Consider the following 20,033-nt stretch of genomic DNA (forward strand, 5'->3'; position numbering starts at 1 on the left):
GCAAGACTGTCAGGCAATGCAGTGATTCCATCGCAAGACAGGATTCTTCTCAACCCAATACGAGTGACGCCACTTGTTCACGCTCACCCGAATGGCACGGATATCGGGTTGCCCTGCGTCACGCCACGCGATGAGGGGTTCTTCGATGTCGTCCCACAGGGCAACCGGCCCGCCCTGACGGACCGTCCAGCCCCCGGCGCCGTCTTCGGTGAAAGCCGCGAAAGACTCCCGGCTGATGTCGAAGAGATAGCGCAGTTCGGTGCCGTCACCGGCTCGGGCGAGGACGAGTTGGACGCCAGGGGAGGCCAATTGGGCGAGGAAAGCCGGCATCCAATCGTCCAGCAGGGTTGGAGGCAGTTTGGTGGGGCGTTCGGTTTCGGCATAGGCGGTGCGGGACGACAGGTCACCGGACACGGGGATGGTGGCCTGGGAGCGGGCGTGCATGAAGGAGGAGCGGCCGATGATGCGGCCTTCGGCCGTGCCGTCCCCGTTCACTGTGACCTTCGCCAGGCCGGCGCCGTAGGGCCAGAAGCCGAGGGTGGCCAGGATGATGCCGCCGGGCTTGGTCTGGCGGATCCAGGTGTAGGGGATACGGCGTACGGCGCAGGTGGCGATGACTCGGTCGTACGGGGCTCGCGGTGGGTGGCCCAGGAGGCCGTCCCCGGTCACCGTCCACGTGGAGAAGCCGATCTCCTCCAGGGCGGCGTCCGCTCGGGCAGCGACCTGCGGGTCGACCTCGACCGTGGTGACGTTGTCTTCGCCGAGGCGGTGGCAGAGCAGGGCGGTGGAGTAGCCGGTGCCCGTGCCGATCTCCAGGACAGTGTGCCCGTCTGACACGTCCAGGTCTTCCAACATTCCGACCACCGTCATGGGAGTCGTCGAGGAAGACGTGGGGGTGCCGGTGACCGGCTCGGCCATCGCGTCCGCGGTCAGGCGGCCGTCCAGTTGAGTGGCCAAGGAGCGGTCGCTGTACGCAATGTCCAGCCAGTCCTCGGGGGCCGAGTCCAAAGCCGTCACCGGGCGCCAGCGTGCGCGCTCGGCCGGCAGGAACACTCCCGGATTGAGGAAGAGTTCCCGCGGGACTGCCTCGACCGCCGCCCGCCACTTCGGGTCCTTCAGTGCACCGGCTGCCGCCAGCCGGTCGGCGAGGGCCCGCCGGCGCGGTGCGCTCTCAGCCAACAGCATCGACATCTCCTTCGGCGAGCAGGTCGGCGAACGCGGCCGCCATCTCCAGTCCGGTCTTCTCCTCCAGCCAGGCCCACTGGCCGTTGGGGTTCAGCTCCAGCCAGTGCAGCTCGCCGTCACGGTCCACGGCGAGGTCGAAGGATCCGAAGGGGAGACCGTAGTGGTCCAGATAGGCGAGCAGGGTCCGCGACAGGCGGTCCGGCAGGTCTACCACGTCGTACGTGAGCGCCGCGTAGTCCTTGCGCCAGTCCAGGAGGCCGGAGTTGATGCGTACGGTGAACACGCGCCGTCCCACGATCAGCACCCGCAGGTCCGCGACCTTGTCGACGCGGGACTGGAAGAGGTGGGGGGTCACGCTCACCGTGTCGTCCAGTTCCTCGGCGCGAACCGGCTCGGTCCACGTGGTGAGGCCAATGTCGTCGTGTTCGTACGGCGTCCACCGCAGCGTTTTGTAGATCACCTGTCCGTGCTCGCGGACGAAGCGGCGGGCCTCGTCGGGATCGTTCGTCACGAGCGTCGGCGGTACCCGGAGCCCGAATGAGTGAGCAAGCGCCAGCTGCGCCGGCTTGTAGTCGGCGGCGGCGTTTCTGAGCGGGTGGTTGACCCAGTAGCAGTGGCGTAGGGCGTAGAGGGTGCCACCGAGGCCGTAGCGGACCTGGGCTGCGGCGTATCGCGCGTCGCTGTCGGGAAGGTGGCCGAAGGTCGGCCACACGGGGCGACGCCAGTAGATCGCTCGCACCTCGTCCAGCGTGACGCTTCTCGACGGGGTGCTGAGCTGCCCGACGACTCGAGCCGGGCAGGCGTCGAAGCGAGCCGAGAGCGTCAGCTCCGCACCGATGTCGGCCGGGTTGAAGCGGACCACCGGTACGCCACGTCGGTTCAGGTGGCCGATCACCATGTCCGCGGTAACGTCGTGCGGCTCGGTGGCCACCAGCACGAATCCCTTCTCGGTCACGTCAGTCAGTCCTGCTCGCTGTCCTGGTCGTGGCCCTGGTCGGGCTGGGAGTCGAGGTTGGTGGCGGTGGAGGTCTCGGTGCCGGAGCTGGTGCCGTGCTTGCCCATGTCGACGATCTGACCCTTGTGGTCACGGAAGATGCCGGTCTGTGTGGTCGGGTCGATGGTGACGGTGGCGTACGGCAGTTTCCGCGTCGTGGGGTACGGAGCCAGGCGGCGGATGCCCCAGGGGCGGACGATGGTGAGCTCGGCTGGAGCGGTCTGTGCGGTCACTGCTTCTCCTTCCACAGGGGTGGGGTGTGCGGTCGCTTCGTGCAAGGCCACGCGGGTGAGGAGGTCGCCCAGGTCGCCTTCGCCGGTGCGGAGTTGAGCCGCGCGTTCGGCGCGGAACGCCTCGCAGTCGGGGCAGCCGCGTCTCATCGGCCGCGGCCCTCGACGTCGAGGAATGCCTCCGTGCATCGGGCGAGGTTCACGAGGTGCTGCCAGGCGGCATACGGGGTCGGCTCGCCCTTCGGGGCCTCGGTCAGCAGGCGCGTGCCGAGGCGGCGCATCACCCGGATCGACTCGCGGCCGTCGTGCTGCGACTCGGCGAGCAGGGAGCGGAGGATGCCGGAGACGGTCTCCGTCCGTTGCAGGGTGCTGGGCAGCGAGGGGACGTCGAGGCGGGGGCGGGTGATCGCTCGGATCTCGGCGAGGATCTGGGTGCGGTCGAGGTGCTGGACCTCGGCTCGTTCGGTCACCGGCTCCACAACTGACTCCAAGAGGCTCGTGTTCGTCCTGTCACAGTGAGTGAACAGCCGATGGGAGTGTGATCGGCAGGAAAAACCGCCTTCCGGCCGTCCGCGCGCAGCCGGAAAAACTGACCCGTTCTTTACGCGGGAGGGGATGCCGAGGAACTGACGCCGTTACGGTGGACGACGTGGCGGCCGACAATCAGCAGCTCAAGAGGCAGATGCAACAACTGGGCCTCACACAGGAGGAATTAGCCGAGGCGATGAACTCCGCGATCGAACTGGTCACTGGCCAACGCGGCACCGTCTCCGCCCGCACGATCCACAACCTCACGGCCGGAAAAACCCGGTGGCCGCAGGCCAAACAGCGGCTGGCCCTGGAGGCAGTATTCGGGTGTAGCGCGATCGAGCTGGGATTCGTGCCCCATGCCAGGTCCGTGGTCAATCACCCGAAGTCCGCCAGAACACAGCACGCCGAGGAGGAGCCTGTGCTCCGCCGAACCTTCCTCACTTCCGCCGCCGCCCTCACACCCACTGCCACTGCATCCGCCGTCGGCTCCCCAGGCCGGGTCGGCCAGTCCGATGTGAATCGGCTCGCCGCCCAGTTCGCGCTGATCGTCGCCGACGACAACAAGGCCGGCGGGACTCAGCAAGTCGAGCAGGAGGCCCTCGACTGGTCCCGGCGGGCCCTGCACCTCCAACGAACCAGGCCCGCCTCCCAGCGAGTACGCGGACAGCTCTACGGACTCGCCGCGGCCTTCACCGGCTCCGCACTGTGGGCCGCCATCGACGGGGGACGTCTCGATCAGGCTGAACGGCATCTCAAGGAAGCCGTCGCCCTGGCCGGCCTGTCCGGCGATCCTTCGATGCAATTCCGAATCTGGGGACATGCCGGAGCGTTGTACCGGCACCTCGGGCAGTACACCAGCGCCCTCGCAGCCGACGAGGCCGCGAAGCGCACTCGAGCCGCCCGGGATCCGCTCTACGCCTCTCTGGTACACGCGCGTACGGCTGTGCATCACGCAGACCTTCACGATCGGCAGGCAGCGCTGCGGTGCCTCGGTCTCGCCCAGGCCGCACTCGGCCGCGCAGAGCTCGATGCACCGCGACCGGCATGGTTGCGGTTCTACGACTCGGCCGAGTTCCACCTACTCGCCTTGACCGCCACCACCACGCTCGGCTTGTGGGAGGAGGCAGAGGCGCATGCCCACCAGACCCTGGCGAGGCTGCGGCCCGATTTGAAGCGGAATCGAGCCCTGGCCCTCGTCCATCTCGCCCACGCGCAGTTGGGCCAGCGCGAGCCGGAACTCGCCGTAGCCACCGCGCACAAAATTCCCGCGCAGGCGCGACATGGGCGGACCGCCCGACTTCTGAACACTTTCGGGCACCGGCTGCACGCCCTTGCGCCCGATGCCCCCGTCACCCGCGACTGGTTCGAAAGGGAGCTTCTGTGAGCCTTGAACTGCGGCACTACACCGACGTCGAGCCGATTCGGCAGACGATCGTGGACATACACGTCGAGGTCCGCCAGCGGGACCTCAGCCTCACCGGTCCCTTCTATTCCGCTGAGCGCTTCAACGAGCGGCTGTCAGCGCACAGCTCGGTGCCGGGCTGGGAGACGGTCATCGCGTACGACGGTCCGGAAGCTGCCGGGTTCGCGTACGCCACGCCCCTCGGGCCCAGCACCCGTTGGTGGGCCGCTATGACGACCCCGCTGCCCGAGGGCTACACAGTCGAGACCGGTCGGCGAACGCTCGCCCTGAACGAGATCGTGGTCCGGCGGGCATGGCGAGGGACCGGGCTGGCCCACCGCATCCATGAGGAGCTTCTCGCGGGCAGAAAGGAGGAGCGAGTCACTCTGCTGGTCAATCCGAAGGCGGGTGACGGGAAAGTCCAGGCTATTTACGAGCGCTGGGGATACGAGAAGATCGGCGAGCAACAGCCGTTCGCCGACTCGCCTGTGTTTGCCTCGATGATGCGAGAGCCCCTGCATAGGAGGTGATGAACGACCACTCCCTCGTTCCCTACCGACAATCCATGAAGGGGGAGAAACACGCTGCTGGACGTCGCCCGCCCGGTACGACACCGCCACGGTGAACGACATACGGATCCAGGCGAAGGAACTCGCCGCCGCCCGGCCGACCACGATCGCGGCCTGGGACCATCGAGCGCATGGGCAAGCACCGCCGACCCGGCCCCCCGAACCAGCCATCCCGCCCTGTGCCGCGTGTGGACGCCGACGACCCACTCGCCGCGTACAACAAGCGCCGCCGCCCGCCGATGGATCAGTACCGCCGTCACCGGCCGGTGCACGGCGGGGCCGGCCACCTCCGCCCCGACGAGCCGCGGGTCCTGGAGGAGTGGGACGACTTCACGTACCAGGTGGTCGGCACCGCGCCAACCCTCGCCACGGCCCAGGCGTGGGCGAACGAACTCCAGATCGGCCACGACCCCGCTCCGTGACCGTGGTCGAGCCCCCCGAGGCCGCGATCATCGCCCTACTGGAGGAACCTCGTGGGTCTGATCTCCAGCGCCGAGCGCAACCGGCTCTTTGAGCGCTTCAAGAGCGACGCCTTCCACCTGGAGCTGAGGGACGACTACTCCGTCCCGGATGAGGACGGCCCTTATGCGAGCTGGCTCCGTGGTGAGCCGGTGGACAATTCCTTCATGGAGCCGTGGCTCGCGATGGTGCGGCGAGTGACCCGCGAGGGGAAGACCGTACGGCGCGTGCGCGTCGTCACCGAGCCGCACAGCTCCTACATCCGGTGGGAGCACGCCACAACGCCGACTAACGTCGCAGCGGGAGAGCAGATCCGCTGGATCTCCCGGGCTGCACTGCCTGTCCGTCATTTCCCGGTCGGAGGCAATGACTGGTGGCTCTTTGACGACAAGCTCCTCGCCGTGGGCCACTTCGACGAGGACGGCCGCGTCCTTGGATCAGAGCTGATCGACGACCCTGCCATCGTGGCGCAATGCGCCTCCGTCCGGGACGTCCTGTGGGGCGCCGCGATCCCACACAGCGAGTACGAGCCCTGACACAGCGGTGAGGTTCCCGCCGACCTCCTGGACAGACTTCGTGGAGTTCAGCAAGGACGGTCTGAGAGACGGCTGACGGCTTCGCCGTCATAGCGGAGTTTGACGCACCGTTGGGTGTGAGTGGCCCATGGCCGCCCGGTTCTCCCGAGGGTGGCGGTTCCGGGGTGAGTGTCAAGAGCGCCCTTCGGGCGTCGGCTTCGCCGATTTCACTCTTGACACTCACCCCTCCACCGCAGGGAATTACTCGGCCGGGCGGCCCAGGGGTGGGGCCGGCGGGGACGGTGGGGTTGTGGGTGGCGGGTTCGTCGCCGGGTGCGGCTATGTGGTTTGCAGGAACGCCGCGATCGCCTCGTACAGACGCCTCGGCTGGTCCAGGTGGACGTCGTGGGCCGCGTCAGGGATCACGGTGGTGTGCGTGCTGGGGCGGCGGGTCTTCATCTCGGTGAACTCCTCGTCCGGGATGGTGCCGTTCTCGCCGCGCACGACCAGGGTTGGGCAGGTGATCCGGGACCACTCCTGCCAGTAGGAGCGGGTGGCCAGTTCCTGGACTGCATCCGTCATTTGGGCTGGGTCGAAGCGGGGGTGCCAGCCGTCGTCTCGTTGTTCCAGGCCTCTTGCCCAGGCCTCGTGGCCCAGGAAGGTCTCGGCGGAGGACAGGGATTCGAAGGGGGTGGGCCACTTCTTCAGCCAGGAGGCGATTTCGGTGGGCAGGGTGGGGTTCGGGCCGCCCGGGCCCGCTTCGATCAGGATCAGGGACGTGACCAGGTCGGGATGGGCGGCTGCCGTGAGCATCGCGGTGTGGCCGCCCAGGGACTGGCCTATCAGGGTTACGGGAGATGGGGAGAGTTCTCTGATCAGCGTTGCCGCGTCTGTTACGCAGGCCGCTCGGGTCATGGTCGGTGGGCGGCGGGTGCTGGCGCCGTGGCCTCTCGCGTCGTACTCGATCACTGTGTGGCCGGCGTGCAGGAGGTGGTCTCGGACGGCGTCCCACTCGCCCATGTGGCCTGCCAGGCCATGGAGGAGGACGAGGGGAGCTCGGGCCGTGGAGGGCCGGCTCCTTGGGGTGTGGGTGCGGTACGCGATCTTCGTACCGTCGGGTGTCGTCAGGTGGTTCACGTTCACGTCCCCACTTCCCCCTCTTCCCCGTCGCCCGCCCCCCGTGCCTGCTGTGGCGGTCTCGTACGCCAATTCTCTCGTCCTCGGCTTCGCCGCGCTCGCCGCTGCCGGGTGCCTCGGCTCCTCCGCTCACGTCAAATATCAAATAGTGGCGTGCCCGGCAGCGGCTACAGCAGGCCCCGCTACTCCGCCGGGGTCAGGTCAGGTACGCCGAACAGCAGGGCGTAGCCCGGGGGAAGTGAAGACAGGATGCGGGTCAGCAGGGGCTCGCCCATCAGGGGTGGCAGGACGCTCAGGACCGAGCTGACGTCCCAGCGGGCCGTCGCGGGGGTCGCGCCCTCGATGCGGGTGGCCACCGAGTCCACGAACTCCGCGGCGGTCAGGGGACGGGTCGCCGGGATCTGGGAGGCGATCACTCTCGCCGCCTCGGTGGGGAGGGAGCGGGCGAGGTCCACTCGTTCCTCTCCTGTGACGTGGCCGCCCAGGGCCGACAGGACGATGCGGGTGATGCGTTCCGCTTCCGCCCGGGTCGGGTACTGGCCCGCCTCTCGCACCGCCTCGATCAGCTCCGGCCAGCCGTCCGTGCCCACCGGGGTGGTGGCTCGGTCCCGTGTCGTCGTCACCGTCATCGTCATCGTTTCCGTATCTCCTCCCAGTCCACAGGGGTGAACGCCCCGCGGGCCGTGGCCCTGCCCGCCAGGCCCGCGGGGGCGTGGTTCCATCCTCAGTCCGCGCGGTCCGCAGATCAGCAGCTGCTCAGCCGCTCAACTGCTTCTGACCGCTCTCGCCGCCGGTGACCTGGATCCGGCGCGGCTTGGCCGCCTCGGCCACCGGGATGTGCAGCGTCAGCACACCGGCGTCGTACGAGGCGTCGATGCGGTCCGTGTCGAGGGTCTCGCCGAGGAAGAGCTGGCGGGTGAACGTGCCCGTCGGGCGCTCGGCGACCACCACTTCCGCGTCCTCGGGGGCCGGGGAGCGGCGCTCGGCGCGGACGTTCAGGACGTTGCGTTCGACGTCCAGCTCGATCGTCTCGGGGTCGATACCGGGGAGGTCGAAGTGGACGACGAAGTCGTCCCCGGACCGGTACGCGTCCATCGGCATGGCGGCCGGACGGGCGGCGGTGGTGAAGACCTGCTGCGCGAGACGGTCGAGTTCGCGGAACGGGTCGGTGCGCATGAGCATCACAGGTCACTCCTCTCATCAGGCGCTGTCCATATGCGATGCCCTACGGGTTTTTATATAACTCCGGGGAGGAAACTTGACAAGCCCCGACTCAGGTTCAGTTCGGGGTCAAGGCGCCGCGTAGTGTCGCACCATGGCGAACATTCCCAGCTCCCTCGTCGCCGCGAGCGGACTCGTCGGCGGCTACGGCGTCGCCCGCTGGACCGAGAAGCGGCAGCTCGGCGGGGCCGTGCTGGCCGTCGCGGGCGCCGCGGCCGCGCAGCAGTGGCGGCAGCGGGCTGGCGGGAAGGCCGCGGGCGCGCTCACCGTCGCGTATGTCGCCGCCTTCGCCGGGTCCCACCCGCTCGCCAAGAAGGTGGGCGCCTGGCCCGCCGTCTTCGGGGTGGCCGGCGCCGTCGCCCTCGCCTCCTGGGCCGTCGCCGACCGGCAGAACCAGCCCTGACCGCTCCCTGACCGCTGTAGATCGCCTGACGACCGCTAGAGATCACCTGACCTGAACGCCCGCCGGTATCCCTGCGGGCTCGTTCCCACCACCCGCCGGAAGCGTTCCCGGAAGGCCGTCGGGGAGCCGAAGCCCGCCTGCGCCGCGATCCGGTCCACCGAGTGGGCCGTCGTCTCCAGCAGGTACTGCGCCCGCCGCACCCGCGCCCGGTGCAGCCACTGCAACGGCGTCGTCCCGGTCTGCTCGCGGAAGCGGCGGTTCAGGGTCCGGGTGCTCATGCCCGCCCGCGCCGCGATGTCCTCCAGGGTCAGGGCCTTGTCGCAGTTGTCCTCCAGCCAGCTCAGCAGCGGCTCGAAGGTGGCTCCCGACGGCGCCGGCGGGCGGTCGTGGACGATGAACTGGGCCTGGCCGCCCTCCCGTTCCAGCGGCATCACGGACATCCGGGCGGCGTGGGCGGCGACCGCCGAGCCGTGGTCCTTGCGGATCATGTGCAGGCACATGTCCATGGCCGCCGCCGCGCCCGCCGAGGTCAGGAACTGGCCGTTGTCGACGTAGAGGACGTTCGGGTCGACCGTGACCCTCGGGTAGCGCGCCGCCAGGTCCGGCGCCGCGATCCAGTGCGTGGTCGCGCGCAGCCCGTCCAGCAGGCCCGTCGCCGCGAAGAGGTACGCGCCGACGCAGACCGACGCGATCCGCGTGCCCTCGGCCGCCGCCGCGCGCAGGGCCTCGGTGACGCCCGGCGGCAGCGGGTCCGGCGGGTCCTCCACGCCGGGCAGGATGATCGTGTCCGCCTCGGCCAGCGCGTCGAGGCCGTACGGCGCCCGGACCGTGAACGCGCCCGCACTCACCTCCTCCCGGTCCGAGCAGACCCGCACCCGGTACGCCTCCCGGCCGTCCGGCAGCCGTGCCCAGCCGAAGGCGTCGATCGGGGCGGACAGGTCGAAGGGGATCACCCGGTCCAGGGCCAGTACGGCGACGGTGTGCATGGCGGGATCGTAGGCATGCGACGGGTTGTCGCCAACCGGGCCCGGTCGCGCCGAGGGCACCTGAGCGCCGCACAGCGCCGTACAGCGCCGTACAGCGGCCCTGGCGAGAATCCGTCGAACCCTGGCACTATCGCCACTTCTCCAAGATCCACGGCCCGCCTACCGTCACGGCGTGACCAAGTTCCTCCTCGTCGTCCACGTCCTCGCCGCGATCGTCGCGATCGGGCCCGTCACCGTCGCCGCCAGCATGTTCCCGCCCGCCGCGCGCCGGGCGCTGGCCGAGCCCGGCGATCCACGGGCCGCCGAGACCGTCCAGCTGCTGCACCGGATCTGCCGGGTCTACGCCACCATCGGCGTCGTCGTGCCGGTCTTCGGGTTCGCCACCGCGAGCAGCATGGGCGTGCTCGGCGACGCCTGGCTGATCGTGTCCATCGTGCTGACCGCGCTCGCCGCGCTGGTGCTCGTCGCGCTCGTGCTGCCCCGGCAGAGCGCGCTGCTCGAAGAGAGCGGGTCACTCGGAGAGAGCGGGCCACTCGAAGAGAGCGGGTCGCGGGACGCGACCGTACGGCTCGCCATGGTCACCGGGATTTTCAACCTGCTGTGGGCCGTGGTCACCGTGCTGATGATCGTGCGGCCCGGGTCCACGACCGGCGCGTAGGCCCCGAAGATTTCTGTTATCGGCCTCTCCCCCCGGCGTCTCCTCACCGTCCCCCACCCCAGACGTCGAGGTACGAGGTACGAGCCACGTGATACGACAGATCAGCCGCCGCAGCATGCTCAAGGCCGCCGGAGCCACCGGCATCGCCACCGCCACCCTCGGCACCGGCATCGGTATCGGCATCGGCACGGCCGCCTCCTCCCAGGCCGCCCCGGCCCAGGCGGCCCACCCCCGCCTCCTGCACACCCGCGCCGACCTGGACCGTATGGCCGCCAAGGTGAAGGCGGGCGCCGCCCCCTACACCGCCGGGTTCGCCAAGCTCACCGCCAACCGGCATGCGCAGAGCGGCTGGACGGCCAACCCGCAGGCCACCGTGTACCGGGGCTCGGGCACGCCGGAGAACTACCGGATCCTCTACAACGACATCCACGCCGCCTACCAGAACGCCCTGCGCTTCCACGTCTCCGGCGACAGCGCGCACGCCGACACCGCGGTCGCGATCCTCAACGCCTGGTCGGCGAAGCTGACCCGGATCGACGGCTCCGCCGACCGGTTCCTCGCCACGGGGCTGTACGGCTACCAGATCGCCAACGCCGCCGAACTCGTGCGCGACCACGAGGACTTCGCGCTCGACCGCTTCCAGCGGATGCTGCGCGACGTCTTCCACGCGCCCAGCGACGACTTCCTCACCCGCCACAACGGCGCCGTCGTCAGCAACTACTGGACCAACTGGGACCTGGCCGCCCTCGCCTGCGTCCTCGCGACCGGCATCTTCTGCGACGACGCCGCGATCGTCGACCGGGCCGTCGACTACTTCAAGCACGGAGAGGGCCTCGGCTCGATCAGGAACGCCATTCCCGTGGTGTACGACGACGGACTCGCCGAGTGGCTGGAGGCCGGCCGCGACCAGGGGCACGCGCTGCTCGGCGTCGGCCTGATGGGCACGGTCTGCGAGATGGCGTGGAACCACGGCATCGACCTGTACGGCTACGACGACAACCGTTTCCTCAAGGGCGCCCAGTACGTGGCCAAGTGGAGCATGGGCGGCAAGGTCCCCTTCACGCCCAACACCCGCAAGAAGGGGGCCATCGGCGGCTGGTCCGGCAGCGAGACCGTCACCGAGGCCGCTCCCGTCGACCCGGCGATGACCCGCCCCATCTGGGCGGTGATCGCCAACCACTACACCAAGCGCCGGGGCCTCGACGCCTCGTACGTCACTCAGATCGCCGCCAAGTCCGCCCCGGAGGGCGGCGGCGGGGACTACGGCCCCAACAGCGGCGGCTACGACCAGCTCGGCTTCGGCACGCTGACGTTCACCCGGGACCGGACGGCCACGCCCGACACGACACCGGGCACGCCGGGCACGCCGGGCACGCCTCAGACGGCGGACACCACAGCCACCCCGACGCCCGCCGCCACGGCCACGTCCCCGAGCACGAGCGCGAACACCCCCACCCCCACCGCCTCCAAGCCCCCCACCGACGACCTCGCCGCCACCGGCGCGAGCGACCTCGCCGGCTGGGTCGCCGCCACCGGCATCACCGCCGTGGCCGGCGGCCTGCTCTTCCTGCGCCGCCGCGGCAAGTCCTCGTAACAGGCCCGGCTACGGCCAGTCCTCGTAACAAGCCCGGCTACGGCAGGTCCTCGTAACCGGCCCGGCTACGGAGTCGCCCGCACCGCCGCCGCCGACGACGAGGCCGCCTCCGCCGCGGCCGTCAGCGGCCGGGCGATGTCCTCCAGGGAGCGGCGTTCCGCCCGTACCGCCAGGAACGCCGCGACCAGCCCGGCCGCGCACATCAGCGACGCGCCGATCTGGAAGGCGAGGACGGTGTCGCCGACCCGGCCGGTGCCGGTCAGGTCGGCGAAGAGCAGCGGGCCGCTGATGCCGCCGGCGGCGGTGCCGATGGCGTAGAAGAAGGCGATGGACATCGCGCGGGTCTCCATCGGGAAGACCTCGGAGACGGTCAGATACGCGCTGCTCGCGCCCGCCGAGGCGAAGAACAGCACCGCGCACCAGCAGGCCGTCAGCGTGGTGGCTGACAGCGAGCCGCGGTCGAACAACCACGCCGTGCCGAAGAGCAGCAGGCCGGAGACCAGATAGGTGGAGGAGATCATCACCTTGCGGCCCACCGTGTCGAACAGCTTGCCGAGCAGCAGCGGGCCGAGGAAGTTGCCGGCGGCGAGGACGGCGAAGTAGTAGCCGGTGTCGCCGGACGGCACGTCGAAGAACTTGGTGAGGATCGCGCCGAAGCCGAAGGTGATCGCGTTGTAGAGGAAGGCCTGCCCGATGAAGAGGGAGAAGCCGAGGACCGCGCGCTTGCGGTAGGTGGCGAAGACGGTGCGGGCGATCTCGCCGAAGCCGATGCTGCGCCGCTGATGGATGATCATCCGCTGCTCGGGCGCCGGCAGGGCCTTCCCCGTCTGCTCCTCCACCTCCCGCTCGACCTCGGCGACGACCCGTTCGGCGTCCCGCTCCCGGCCGTGGATCAGCAGCCAGCGCGGGCTCTCCGGGACGTTGCGCCGGACGAGGAGGATGACCAGACCGAGGACGACGCCGAGGGCGAAGGTGAGCCGCCAGCCGACGTCGGCGGGGAACAGGGCGGTGTCCAGCGCGACGATCGACAGCAGCGAGCCGCCGATCGCGCCCAGCCAGAAGCTGCCGTTGATGATCAGGTCGACGCGGCCGCGGTAGTACGACGGGATCAGCTCGTCGATCGCGGAGTTGATGGCCGCGTACTCGCCCCCGATGCCGAAGCCGGTAAGGAACCGGAAGAGGAAGAACCACCAGGTGTCGAAGGAGACGGCGGTCAGGGCGGTGGCGGCGAGGTAGACCGCGAGGGTGAGCATGAAGAGCTTCTTGCGGCCGAAGAGGTCGGTCAGGCGGCCCCAGAAGAGCGCGCCGGAGCAGGCGCCCGCCACGTACAGCGCCGCCGCGACGCCGGTGACCTGCTCGGAGGTGATCGGCAGCCCGCTGTCCGGCTCGGAGAGGCGGCTCGCGATGTTGCCGACGACGGTGACTTCCAGGCCGTCGAGTATCCAGACGGTGCCGAGTCCTAAGACGATCATCCAGTGCCAGCGTGACCAGGGGAGTCGGTCGAGGCGGGCGGGCAGATCGGTGGTGACGGTACCGACGGACACGGGCTCCTCCTCGTCGAGAGTGTCGCCCGAGTGCCCCGGAAGAGCCGCTCCTAAGCCCCCAGCGCCCGCGACACCGTGTAGATCAGCAGGCCCGCCAGGGAACCCACCACCGTGCCGTTGATCCGGATGAACTGCAGGTCACGGCCGATGTGCGCCTCGATCTTGCGCGTCGTGTGCTCGGCGTCCCAGCCGGCCACGGTGTCGGTGATCAGGGAGGTGATCTCCTTGCGGTAGGTGGTGACGACGTGCACCGCCGCGCCCTCGATCCAGCCGTCGACCTTGTTCTGCGTCTTCGGGTCGACGGCCAGGCGGGCGCCGAGCGACAGCAGCGAGGCCCGGACCCGCAGCCGCAGCTCGCTGCGCTCGTCCTCCGCCGCGGCGACGATCATGGATCGTACGGCCGTCCAGGCGGAGGCGATCAGGTCCTGCACCTCGCCCCGGCCCAGCACCTCGCCCTTCAGTCGCTCCACCCGCGTGCGCGTGTCGGTGTCGGACTGGAGGTCGGAGGCGAAGTCGGTGAGGAAGCGGTCGAGGGCGCCGCGGGCCGGGTGGGAGGGCATGTCGCGCATCTCGGCGCAGAAGCGCAGCAGCTCCTTGTAGACCCGCTCGCCGACCTTGCGGTCCACGAACCGCGGGGTCCAGCCGGGCGCGCCGCCCTCGACCGCGTCCATCACCTCGCTGCTGTGCAGCACCAGCCAGTCGTGCGCCCGGGTCACGATCAGGTCGACGACCCGTTTGTGGCCGCCGTCGGCGACGACCTTCTCCAGCATCTTGCCGATGCCGGGCGCGATCTCCTGGGCCTCGGCCCGCCGGGTGATCGCCTCGCCGACCACCGCCTGGACGTCGGAGTCGCGCAGCACGGTCAGCGCGCCGCGCAGGGCGGTGGCCAGCTCGGCCGTGACCCGGTCGGCGTTGGCGGGTTCGGCGAGCCAGGCGCCGAGCCGGCTGCCGATGCCCACGGCGCGCAGCCGCTGCCGTACGACGTCCTCGGAGAGGAAGTTCTCGCCGACGAACTCGCCGAGCGAGACACCCAGCTGGTCCTTCTTGGTGGGGATGATCGCGGTGTGCGGGATGGGGATGCCGAGGGGGTGGCGGAACAGGGCGGTGACGGCGAACCAGTCGGCGAGCGCGCCGACCATGCCGGCCTCGGCGGCGGCCGCGACATAGCCCGCCCAGGCGCCGGCGCCCTGGTGGGAGGCCACCTTGGCGAGGACGTAGATCAGTGCCACGAGGAGCAGCAGACCGGTCGCGGTGAGTTTCATCCGGCGCACGCCGCGCTGCTTCTCCTCGTCGGCGGCGCTGAAGGTCGTCATGGCACGGGCGGCGGAGGCGGGGACGCGGGCGGTGGCCGCCGTCTGCCGCGCCTGGCCGGTTTCTTCCGGTTTCGTAAGATCCATCCACTCCACCCGTTCCCGATACCCCGCTATGACATTGTCCCTTCCTGACCGACTCCTGGAACGGATCGAGAGTTCCCGGCGTCTGTCCGGTCGGGGAAGAGCAGGGGCGAACGCCGATGGCCCAAAGGGGGGTCCTGCTTCAACTTCCCTCCACCTCATGACGCATCATGAGGTGATCACATCGGAGCCTCGGGGGCTCCGCGCGCCCGAGGAGACCCACACCCGCATGACCAGGCGTCACGGTTATGCCTTGCTCGCCGCGATCAGTGCACTGATCGTGGCCCTGTCCACCGCGATATACGTCGGCGTCTCCGCCGACGACGGCACCGCCCGGCAGACCGTCGCCGCGCCCCGCGCCCCGCGCAACTCCGCCGCACCCGCCTCCACCGGCACCTGGGTCGGCTCCTGGTCGGCATCCCCGGCGGCGGCCGAGCCCGGCACCGAGACCACGGGGCTGGCCAACCGCTCGGTGCGCAACGTCGTCCACGCGAGCGTCGGGGGTACGAGTGCCCGCATCACGCTGTCCAATCTCTACGGCCAGCGCCCGCTGACGATCACCCACGCCTCGATCGCCCTCGCCGCCGCCGACGACAGCGCGGCGGCCGTGCCGGAGACGATGCGGCGGCTGACGTTCAACGGCGACACCACGGTGGTCGTCCCGGCGGGCGGGCAGGTCATGAGCGACGCCGTGCCCCTGCGCATCCCGCACGACAGCGACGTCCTGGTCACCACCTACTCCCCCACCTCCTCCGGCCCGGTCACCCACCACCCGCACGCCCGGCAGATCTCCTACGCCGCCGAAGGCGACGTCACCGAGGACGTCACCGGGGCCGCGTACACCGAGGAGGTCGAGTCCTGGCGCTATCTGACCGCGCTGGACGTGCTGAGCAACGAGTCCGACGGCACCGTCGTCGTCCTCGGCGACTCCCTCACCGACGGCATCACCTCCACCGAGGGCGCCAACCGCCGCTGGACGGATGTCCTTTCCCAGCGGATCCGCGACGCGCTCGCGAACCGGCAGGACGTGCCGCGCTACAGCGTCGTCAACCAGGGCATCAGCGGCAACCGCGTCCTCGACGACGGCCTGGGCCGCCCCGCGGACAACCCCAGCGGCCTCAACCGCTTCGACCGCGACGTCCTCGGCCGGACGAACGTCAAGGTCGTCGTCATCGACCTGGGCGTCAACGACATCCTGCGCAACAAGCAGCTCGCCGACCCCGACCAGATCCTCGACGGCCTGCGCACCCTGGTCCGCCAGGCCCACGCCCGCGGCATCAAGGTCGTCGGCGCCACCCTGATGCCCTTCTACGGCCACCGCGGCTACACGGACGAGCGCGAGGCCGTACGCCAGGAGATCAACGCCGAGATCCGCGCGGGCTCGGTCTACGACGCGGTGGCCGACTTCGACGAGGCTCTCCGCGACCCCTACGACCCCCGCCGCCTCCGCCCCGACTACGACTCGGGCGACCACCTCCACCCGAGCGACCTGGGCTACGAACGGATGGCGGAGTCGTTCGACCTGGAGACCTTGAAGGGCGCTGCTCCGGCACGGCTGTGAGAGTGACAGCCACGTAGCCTGCGGGCATGCGTGCCGCCTGGGGCGGCACGGGTGGGCGCGGGCGGCACCCCGTCACGCCGGGCCGCGAAACTCCGGTACCTCAGCCACAACGCCGGGCACAGACCAACGAGCGCTCACTCCCCCAGCTCCCGCCCATGCACATCCCGCCCGTGCACATCCCGCCGAGCAGCCCCCCGCTCCCCCTTCAGCCGCCTCCGCTCGCCCCGCGGAAGCTTCCGTTCCACCCCGACCCCACCCCAGAAGGCGAACCCGGAGACGATCACCCGAGGGGCGCCGGGATCCCCCGGCACCCCCTCCTCGCCGTGGTCGAACCCGCCCATGATCCCGATGCCGCGCACCACGACCTCGACCCCGGGCGGCACGATGACGTCCACCCCACCCATGATCGCCACGCAGTTGATCTGCACCTCGGGCGCCGCGAAGTTCGCCTCCCGAAGATCGATCTCCCCGCCGCCCCAGAAGGCGAAGCAGGTGAAGCGGCGCGGCACGGTCCAGCGCCCCTTGCGCTGGAACCCGGACATCACCGCGACGGCCCCCGTCGACGACCCCTCGCCGCCGACGATCCGCTGTGCCCAACTCCCCTCGACCGCGGGTTCCTTGCCTGGTGAGACGGCCGGCAGGTCCCGGGTGATCGGCGCGAGTTCCCCGTACGTCCGCGCCTTGTACGTCGCGTCCAGCCGTTCCTCGAACTCCGCCATGTCCAGCCGGCCCTCCGCGAGGGCGTCCCGCAGGACCTCGGCGACTCGTTCACGATCCGCGTCGGAGGCGCGCAGCTCCGGAGCATCGTCGGTCATACCAGCAGCCTACGGACTCCCCGCGCCGCGCACTACGCAGTCGCGCGCTCCTCGTACATACGGGCGATGACGGCCTCGATGTCGGGTTCCCGCACCGACAGGTCCACCAGCGGATACTCCGCCGCGATCCGCGCCACCAGCGGCGCCGCCGACTCCGCGGCCGGGAAGGCGAGCCACTGCCGGGGCCCTTCCACCCGCACCACCCGCGCGGGCGCCGGCGCGTCGATCGGCGGCAGTTCCCGCTCCAGGTCCACGACGAGGGTCCGCTCGCTCTCGCCCGCCTCGTGCAGCCCGGCGAGCGGACCGTCGTACATCAGCCTTCCGTGGTCGATGACCATCACCCGCGAGCACAGCTGCTCGATGTCCTGGAGGTCGTGCGTGGTCAGCAGCACGGTCGTGCCCCGCTCGGCATTCAACTCCCGCAGGAACTCGCGGACTTTGGCCTTCGACACGACGTCCAGGCCGATTGTCGGCTCGTCCAGGTACAGCACCTCGGGGTCGTGCAGCAGCGCCGCCGCGATGTCGCCGCGCATCCGCTGGCCGAGCGAGAGCTGTCGTACCGGCACGTCCAACAGGGCGTCCAGCTCCAGGAGTTCGACGCACCGGTCCAGGTTCTCCCGGTAACGGGCCTCGGGGATGCGGTACATGCGGTGCATCAGCCGGTACGAGTCGATCAGCGGCAGGTCCCACCACAGCGTCGTACGCTGCCCGAACACCACCCCGATCCGGTGCGCGAGCCGGGACCGCTCGCGGGACGGGTCGATGCCCGCGACCCGCAGCCGGCCGCCGCTCGGTGTGAGGATGCCTGTCAGCATCTTGATCGTCGTCGACTTGCCCGCGCCGTTCGGCCCGATGTACCCGACCATCTCGCCGCGCGGCACGGTGAAGGAGATCGAGTCCACGGCCCGCACCTGCCGCCGCTCCCGCCTGAGGAACCCGGTCTTCTTCCGTACGTCGAACACCTTCTCGACGCGGTCCACCTCGATGAACGCACTGTCCATTGACCCTCAGCTCCCCGTGCTCCGATACGACCGCAGTCCCGCCCGCCACGCCACCCCCGCCAGCGCCCCGCACGCCACCGCCACCAGCGGCGGCGTGAACGCCACCCACTGCGGCAGTCCCAGCGGATACGGCTGGTCCAGCACGTACGCGGCGGGCAGCCAGTTGACGAAGGCCAGCGGCAGGACGAAGGTCACCCCGCGCACCAGCTCCTTGCCGAAGATCGTCGGCGGGTACTGGAGCAGCGTGGTGCCGCCGTACGTGAACGCGTTCTGCGCCTCCGAGGCGTCCTGCGCCACGAACTGGAACGCCGCGCCCGCCACGAACACCGCGCCGAAGATCCCCGCCCCGCTGACCAGCATCACCGGCATCAGCAGCAGCTTCGGCACGGTCCAGTCGATGTCCACCGTCCACAGCGCGTACGTCAGCACCAGCGCGCCCTGGGTGACCCGGCCGAGGCGGCGCAGCCCGAACCGGTCGGCGGCGACCTGGGCGAGCACCGGTGCGGGCCGCACCAGCAGGGTGTCCAGGGTGCCGTCGCGCACCCGGCGGCCCAGCTTGTCCATCGAGCCGATCGCCAGGTCGGCCAGGCCGAAGGAGACGCTGGACAGGCCGTAGAGGAAGGCGACCTCGGGCAGCGCGTAGCCGCCGAGCGCGTCGACCCGGGAGAACATCAGCAGGATCGCCACGAAGTCCAGCGCGGTCGCAGCGAAGTTGCCGAACGTGGTCATGACGAAGGAGGCCCGGTACGCCATCGTGGAGCGGATCCACATCGCGGTGATCAACCCGTAGGCGCGCACCCCGTCGGCCAGCCGGTTCTCGCCCACGCGGCGCTCCCCGGCCCGCTCCCGCACCCCGCTCTCACCCACCCTGCACCACCACCCGCCGCGTCGCCGCCGACTGCACCAGCCGCCCGAGCGCCAGCAGCGCCACCGCCCACGCCGCCTGGAAGGCGAACGTCGGCAGCGGGTCCGCCTTGCCGAGCAGGACGTCCGCGGGCGCCTGGAGGAGGGAGGACCAGGGCAGGGCCCGTACAGCCTCGCCCAGCTCGCCCGGGAAGACGTTCAGCGGCAGCAGCATCCCCGAGCAGAAGAACCCGGCGAGCCACGCCATCTGCACCACACCCGTGCCGTCGATCAGCCAGAACGCGCTCAGCGCCACCAGATACCGGATCCCGAAGCCGACCACGATCCCCAGCACCACGGCCACCAGGAACGCCGCCCAGGTCAGCGGATCCGACGGCAGCGCGACCTCGAAGAACACCGCCCCGAACAGGAACGGCAGCACCCCGCGCCCCAGCAGCTGGAAGGCGGCCCGGCCCAGGTCGGCGGCGAGCCACCACAGCTGGAGGTCGGCCGGCCGGTACAGGTCGATCGCGACATCACCCGTACGGATGCGCTCCATCAGCTCGTCCTCGAAGCCACCGCCCCCGATCGCGGCGGCCGCGAGCAGCGCCTGCCCCAGCCACACATAGGTGACGGCCTGCGCCTGGTCGTACCCGCCCAGCTGCGGTCTCTCATCCCACAGGGCGAGGTAGGTGTAGACGAGAATCAGCCCGAAGACGGTGTTGGCGAAGACCCCGGCGGCCGTGGCCGCCCGATACGTCGCGTACCGTCGGAAACCCCCAGCAGCGACGGCCGCGTACAACCGTCCCGCACCCACACCAACCGCCCTCCCAGGCCCGCCGACACGAAGCGCAGGAGCCTAGCGGGCGGCAGGCCGGGCCTGCCACGCAATTTCCGGCGGACCCGTGCGGTGATCCGGGAACGGAACGCGCGGTGCGAGAGTCTTCATCCGGGGGGCGCAAAGACGTACTACGAGGCGTACGGGAACGTA

At 70.2% G+C, this 20,033-nt stretch carries 22 protein-coding genes; 8 read left to right on the forward strand and 14 right to left on the reverse strand.

Features of this window, described 5'->3' with window-relative positions:
• Positions 1-9 precede the first annotated feature (9 nt).
• The 4 genes from tgmC to ACZ42A_RS16895 form a co-directional block, all read right to left on the reverse strand.
• A complete protein-coding gene (tgmC, locus tag ACZ42A_RS16880; protein WP_468527960.1) occupies positions 10-1,185 on the reverse strand; it encodes an ATP-grasp peptide maturase system methyltransferase in 1,176 nt (391 codons plus the stop codon).
• A complete protein-coding gene (tgmB, locus tag ACZ42A_RS16885; RefSeq protein WP_468527961.1) occupies positions 1,172-2,140 on the reverse strand; it encodes an ATP-grasp ribosomal peptide maturase in 969 nt (322 codons plus the stop codon). The genes tgmC and tgmB overlap by 14 nt, the downstream gene beginning before the upstream one ends.
• 5 nt (positions 2,141-2,145) lie before the next feature.
• Positions 2,146-2,412: a putative ATP-grasp-modified RiPP gene (gene tgmA, locus ACZ42A_RS16890; protein ID WP_468527962.1), complete on the reverse strand. Its 267-nt coding sequence runs from the start codon at positions 2,410-2,412 to the stop codon at positions 2,146-2,148.
• A 143-nt stretch (positions 2,413-2,555) separates the two neighbouring features.
• Positions 2,556-2,879, reverse strand: coding sequence for a hypothetical protein (locus ACZ42A_RS16895; protein ID WP_468527963.1), 324 nt, complete (start codon positions 2,877-2,879; stop codon positions 2,556-2,558).
• 179 nt (positions 2,880-3,058) lie between these two features.
• Here ACZ42A_RS16895 and ACZ42A_RS16900 point away from each other — a divergent pair, with 179 nt between their 5' ends.
• From ACZ42A_RS16900 to ACZ42A_RS16915, 4 genes are all read left to right on the forward strand, one after another.
• Entirely contained in the window at positions 3,059-4,324 is a 1,266-nt protein-coding gene (locus tag ACZ42A_RS16900) for a helix-turn-helix domain-containing protein (RefSeq protein WP_468527964.1), read from the forward strand.
• Entirely contained in the window at positions 4,321-4,872 is a 552-nt protein-coding gene (locus tag ACZ42A_RS16905; protein WP_468527965.1) for a GNAT family N-acetyltransferase, read from the forward strand. Before ACZ42A_RS16900 ends, ACZ42A_RS16905 begins: the two co-directional genes overlap by 4 nt.
• A 227-nt stretch (positions 4,873-5,099) precedes the next feature.
• Positions 5,100-5,333, forward strand: coding sequence for a DUF6087 family protein (locus ACZ42A_RS16910; RefSeq protein ID WP_468527966.1), 234 nt, complete (start codon positions 5,100-5,102; stop codon positions 5,331-5,333).
• A 51-nt stretch (positions 5,334-5,384) separates the two neighbouring features.
• Positions 5,385-5,906 (forward strand): DUF6879 family protein, encoded by a 522-nt coding sequence (locus tag ACZ42A_RS16915; RefSeq protein WP_468527967.1) that lies wholly within the window; start codon positions 5,385-5,387, stop codon positions 5,904-5,906.
• A gap of 318 nt (positions 5,907-6,224) precedes the next feature.
• On the opposite strand, the gene ACZ42A_RS16920 is transcribed toward ACZ42A_RS16915, so the two are convergent.
• From ACZ42A_RS16920 to ACZ42A_RS16930, 3 genes are all read right to left on the reverse strand, one after another.
• Positions 6,225-7,028, reverse strand: coding sequence for an alpha/beta fold hydrolase (locus ACZ42A_RS16920; protein ID WP_468527968.1), 804 nt, complete (start codon positions 7,026-7,028; stop codon positions 6,225-6,227).
• Positions 7,029-7,204: 176 nt separating this feature from the next.
• The gene (locus ACZ42A_RS16925; RefSeq protein ID WP_468527969.1) at positions 7,205-7,657 is read right to left on the reverse strand and encodes a DUF2267 domain-containing protein; all 453 of its coding nucleotides are present in this window, start codon (positions 7,655-7,657) and stop codon (positions 7,205-7,207) included.
• A 121-nt stretch (positions 7,658-7,778) separates the two neighbouring features.
• Positions 7,779-8,204: an Hsp20/alpha crystallin family protein gene (locus ACZ42A_RS16930; RefSeq protein WP_468527970.1), complete on the reverse strand. Its 426-nt coding sequence runs from the start codon at positions 8,202-8,204 to the stop codon at positions 7,779-7,781.
• Between the two features lie 133 nt (positions 8,205-8,337).
• Between ACZ42A_RS16930 and ACZ42A_RS16935 the strand changes: the two genes are divergently transcribed.
• Complete coding sequence (locus tag ACZ42A_RS16935) at positions 8,338-8,646, forward strand: hypothetical protein (protein ID WP_468527971.1); 309 nt, start codon at positions 8,338-8,340, stop codon at positions 8,644-8,646.
• Between the two features lie 35 nt (positions 8,647-8,681).
• On the opposite strand, the gene ACZ42A_RS16940 is transcribed toward ACZ42A_RS16935, so the two are convergent.
• A complete protein-coding gene (locus ACZ42A_RS16940) occupies positions 8,682-9,632 on the reverse strand; it encodes a GlxA family transcriptional regulator (protein WP_468527972.1) in 951 nt (316 codons plus the stop codon).
• 172 nt (positions 9,633-9,804) lie between these two features.
• Here ACZ42A_RS16940 and ACZ42A_RS16945 point away from each other — a divergent pair, with 172 nt between their 5' ends.
• Both ACZ42A_RS16945 and ACZ42A_RS16950 read left to right on the forward strand, forming a co-directional pair.
• Positions 9,805-10,290 (forward strand): DUF2269 family protein, encoded by a 486-nt coding sequence (locus tag ACZ42A_RS16945; RefSeq protein ID WP_468527973.1) that lies wholly within the window; start codon positions 9,805-9,807, stop codon positions 10,288-10,290.
• Between the two features lie 115 nt (positions 10,291-10,405).
• Complete coding sequence (locus ACZ42A_RS16950; protein ID WP_468528102.1) at positions 10,406-11,884, forward strand: alginate lyase family protein; 1,479 nt, start codon at positions 10,406-10,408, stop codon at positions 11,882-11,884.
• Positions 11,885-11,949: 65 nt separating this feature from the next.
• On the opposite strand, the gene ACZ42A_RS16955 is transcribed toward ACZ42A_RS16950, so the two are convergent.
• Both ACZ42A_RS16955 and ACZ42A_RS16960 read right to left on the reverse strand, forming a co-directional pair.
• Positions 11,950-13,428 (reverse strand): MFS transporter, encoded by a 1,479-nt coding sequence (locus ACZ42A_RS16955; RefSeq protein WP_468527974.1) that lies wholly within the window; start codon positions 13,426-13,428, stop codon positions 11,950-11,952.
• Positions 13,429-13,478: 50 nt separating this feature from the next.
• Positions 13,479-14,825: a DUF445 domain-containing protein gene (locus ACZ42A_RS16960; protein WP_468527975.1), complete on the reverse strand. Its 1,347-nt coding sequence runs from the start codon at positions 14,823-14,825 to the stop codon at positions 13,479-13,481.
• A 226-nt stretch (positions 14,826-15,051) separates the two neighbouring features.
• Between ACZ42A_RS16960 and ACZ42A_RS16965 the strand changes: the two genes are divergently transcribed.
• Positions 15,052-16,383 (forward strand): SGNH/GDSL hydrolase family protein, encoded by a 1,332-nt coding sequence (locus ACZ42A_RS16965; protein WP_468527976.1) that lies wholly within the window; start codon positions 15,052-15,054, stop codon positions 16,381-16,383.
• A 134-nt stretch (positions 16,384-16,517) separates the two neighbouring features.
• On the opposite strand, the gene ACZ42A_RS16970 is transcribed toward ACZ42A_RS16965, so the two are convergent.
• From ACZ42A_RS16970 to ACZ42A_RS16985, 4 genes are read right to left on the reverse strand one after another with little or no spacing between them, the layout of a single operon-like run.
• Positions 16,518-17,198 (reverse strand): DUF1707 SHOCT-like domain-containing protein, encoded by a 681-nt coding sequence (locus ACZ42A_RS16970; protein ID WP_468527977.1) that lies wholly within the window; start codon positions 17,196-17,198, stop codon positions 16,518-16,520.
• A 32-nt stretch (positions 17,199-17,230) separates the two neighbouring features.
• Positions 17,231-18,199 carry an ABC transporter ATP-binding protein gene (locus tag ACZ42A_RS16975; RefSeq protein WP_468527978.1) on the reverse strand — a complete coding sequence of 323 codons (969 nt, stop codon included), beginning with the start codon at positions 18,197-18,199 and terminating at the stop codon, positions 17,231-17,233.
• 6 nt (positions 18,200-18,205) lie between these two features.
• Positions 18,206-19,066: an ABC transporter permease gene (locus ACZ42A_RS16980; protein WP_468527979.1), complete on the reverse strand. Its 861-nt coding sequence runs from the start codon at positions 19,064-19,066 to the stop codon at positions 18,206-18,208.
• Positions 19,059-19,859 carry an ABC transporter permease gene (locus tag ACZ42A_RS16985; RefSeq protein ID WP_468527980.1) on the reverse strand — a complete coding sequence of 267 codons (801 nt, stop codon included), beginning with the start codon at positions 19,857-19,859 and terminating at the stop codon, positions 19,059-19,061. Before ACZ42A_RS16985 ends, ACZ42A_RS16980 begins: the two co-directional genes overlap by 8 nt.
• Positions 19,860-20,033: the final 174 nt, after the last annotated feature.

It is taken from the genome of Streptomyces sp. NPDC030838, from assembly GCF_055572035.1.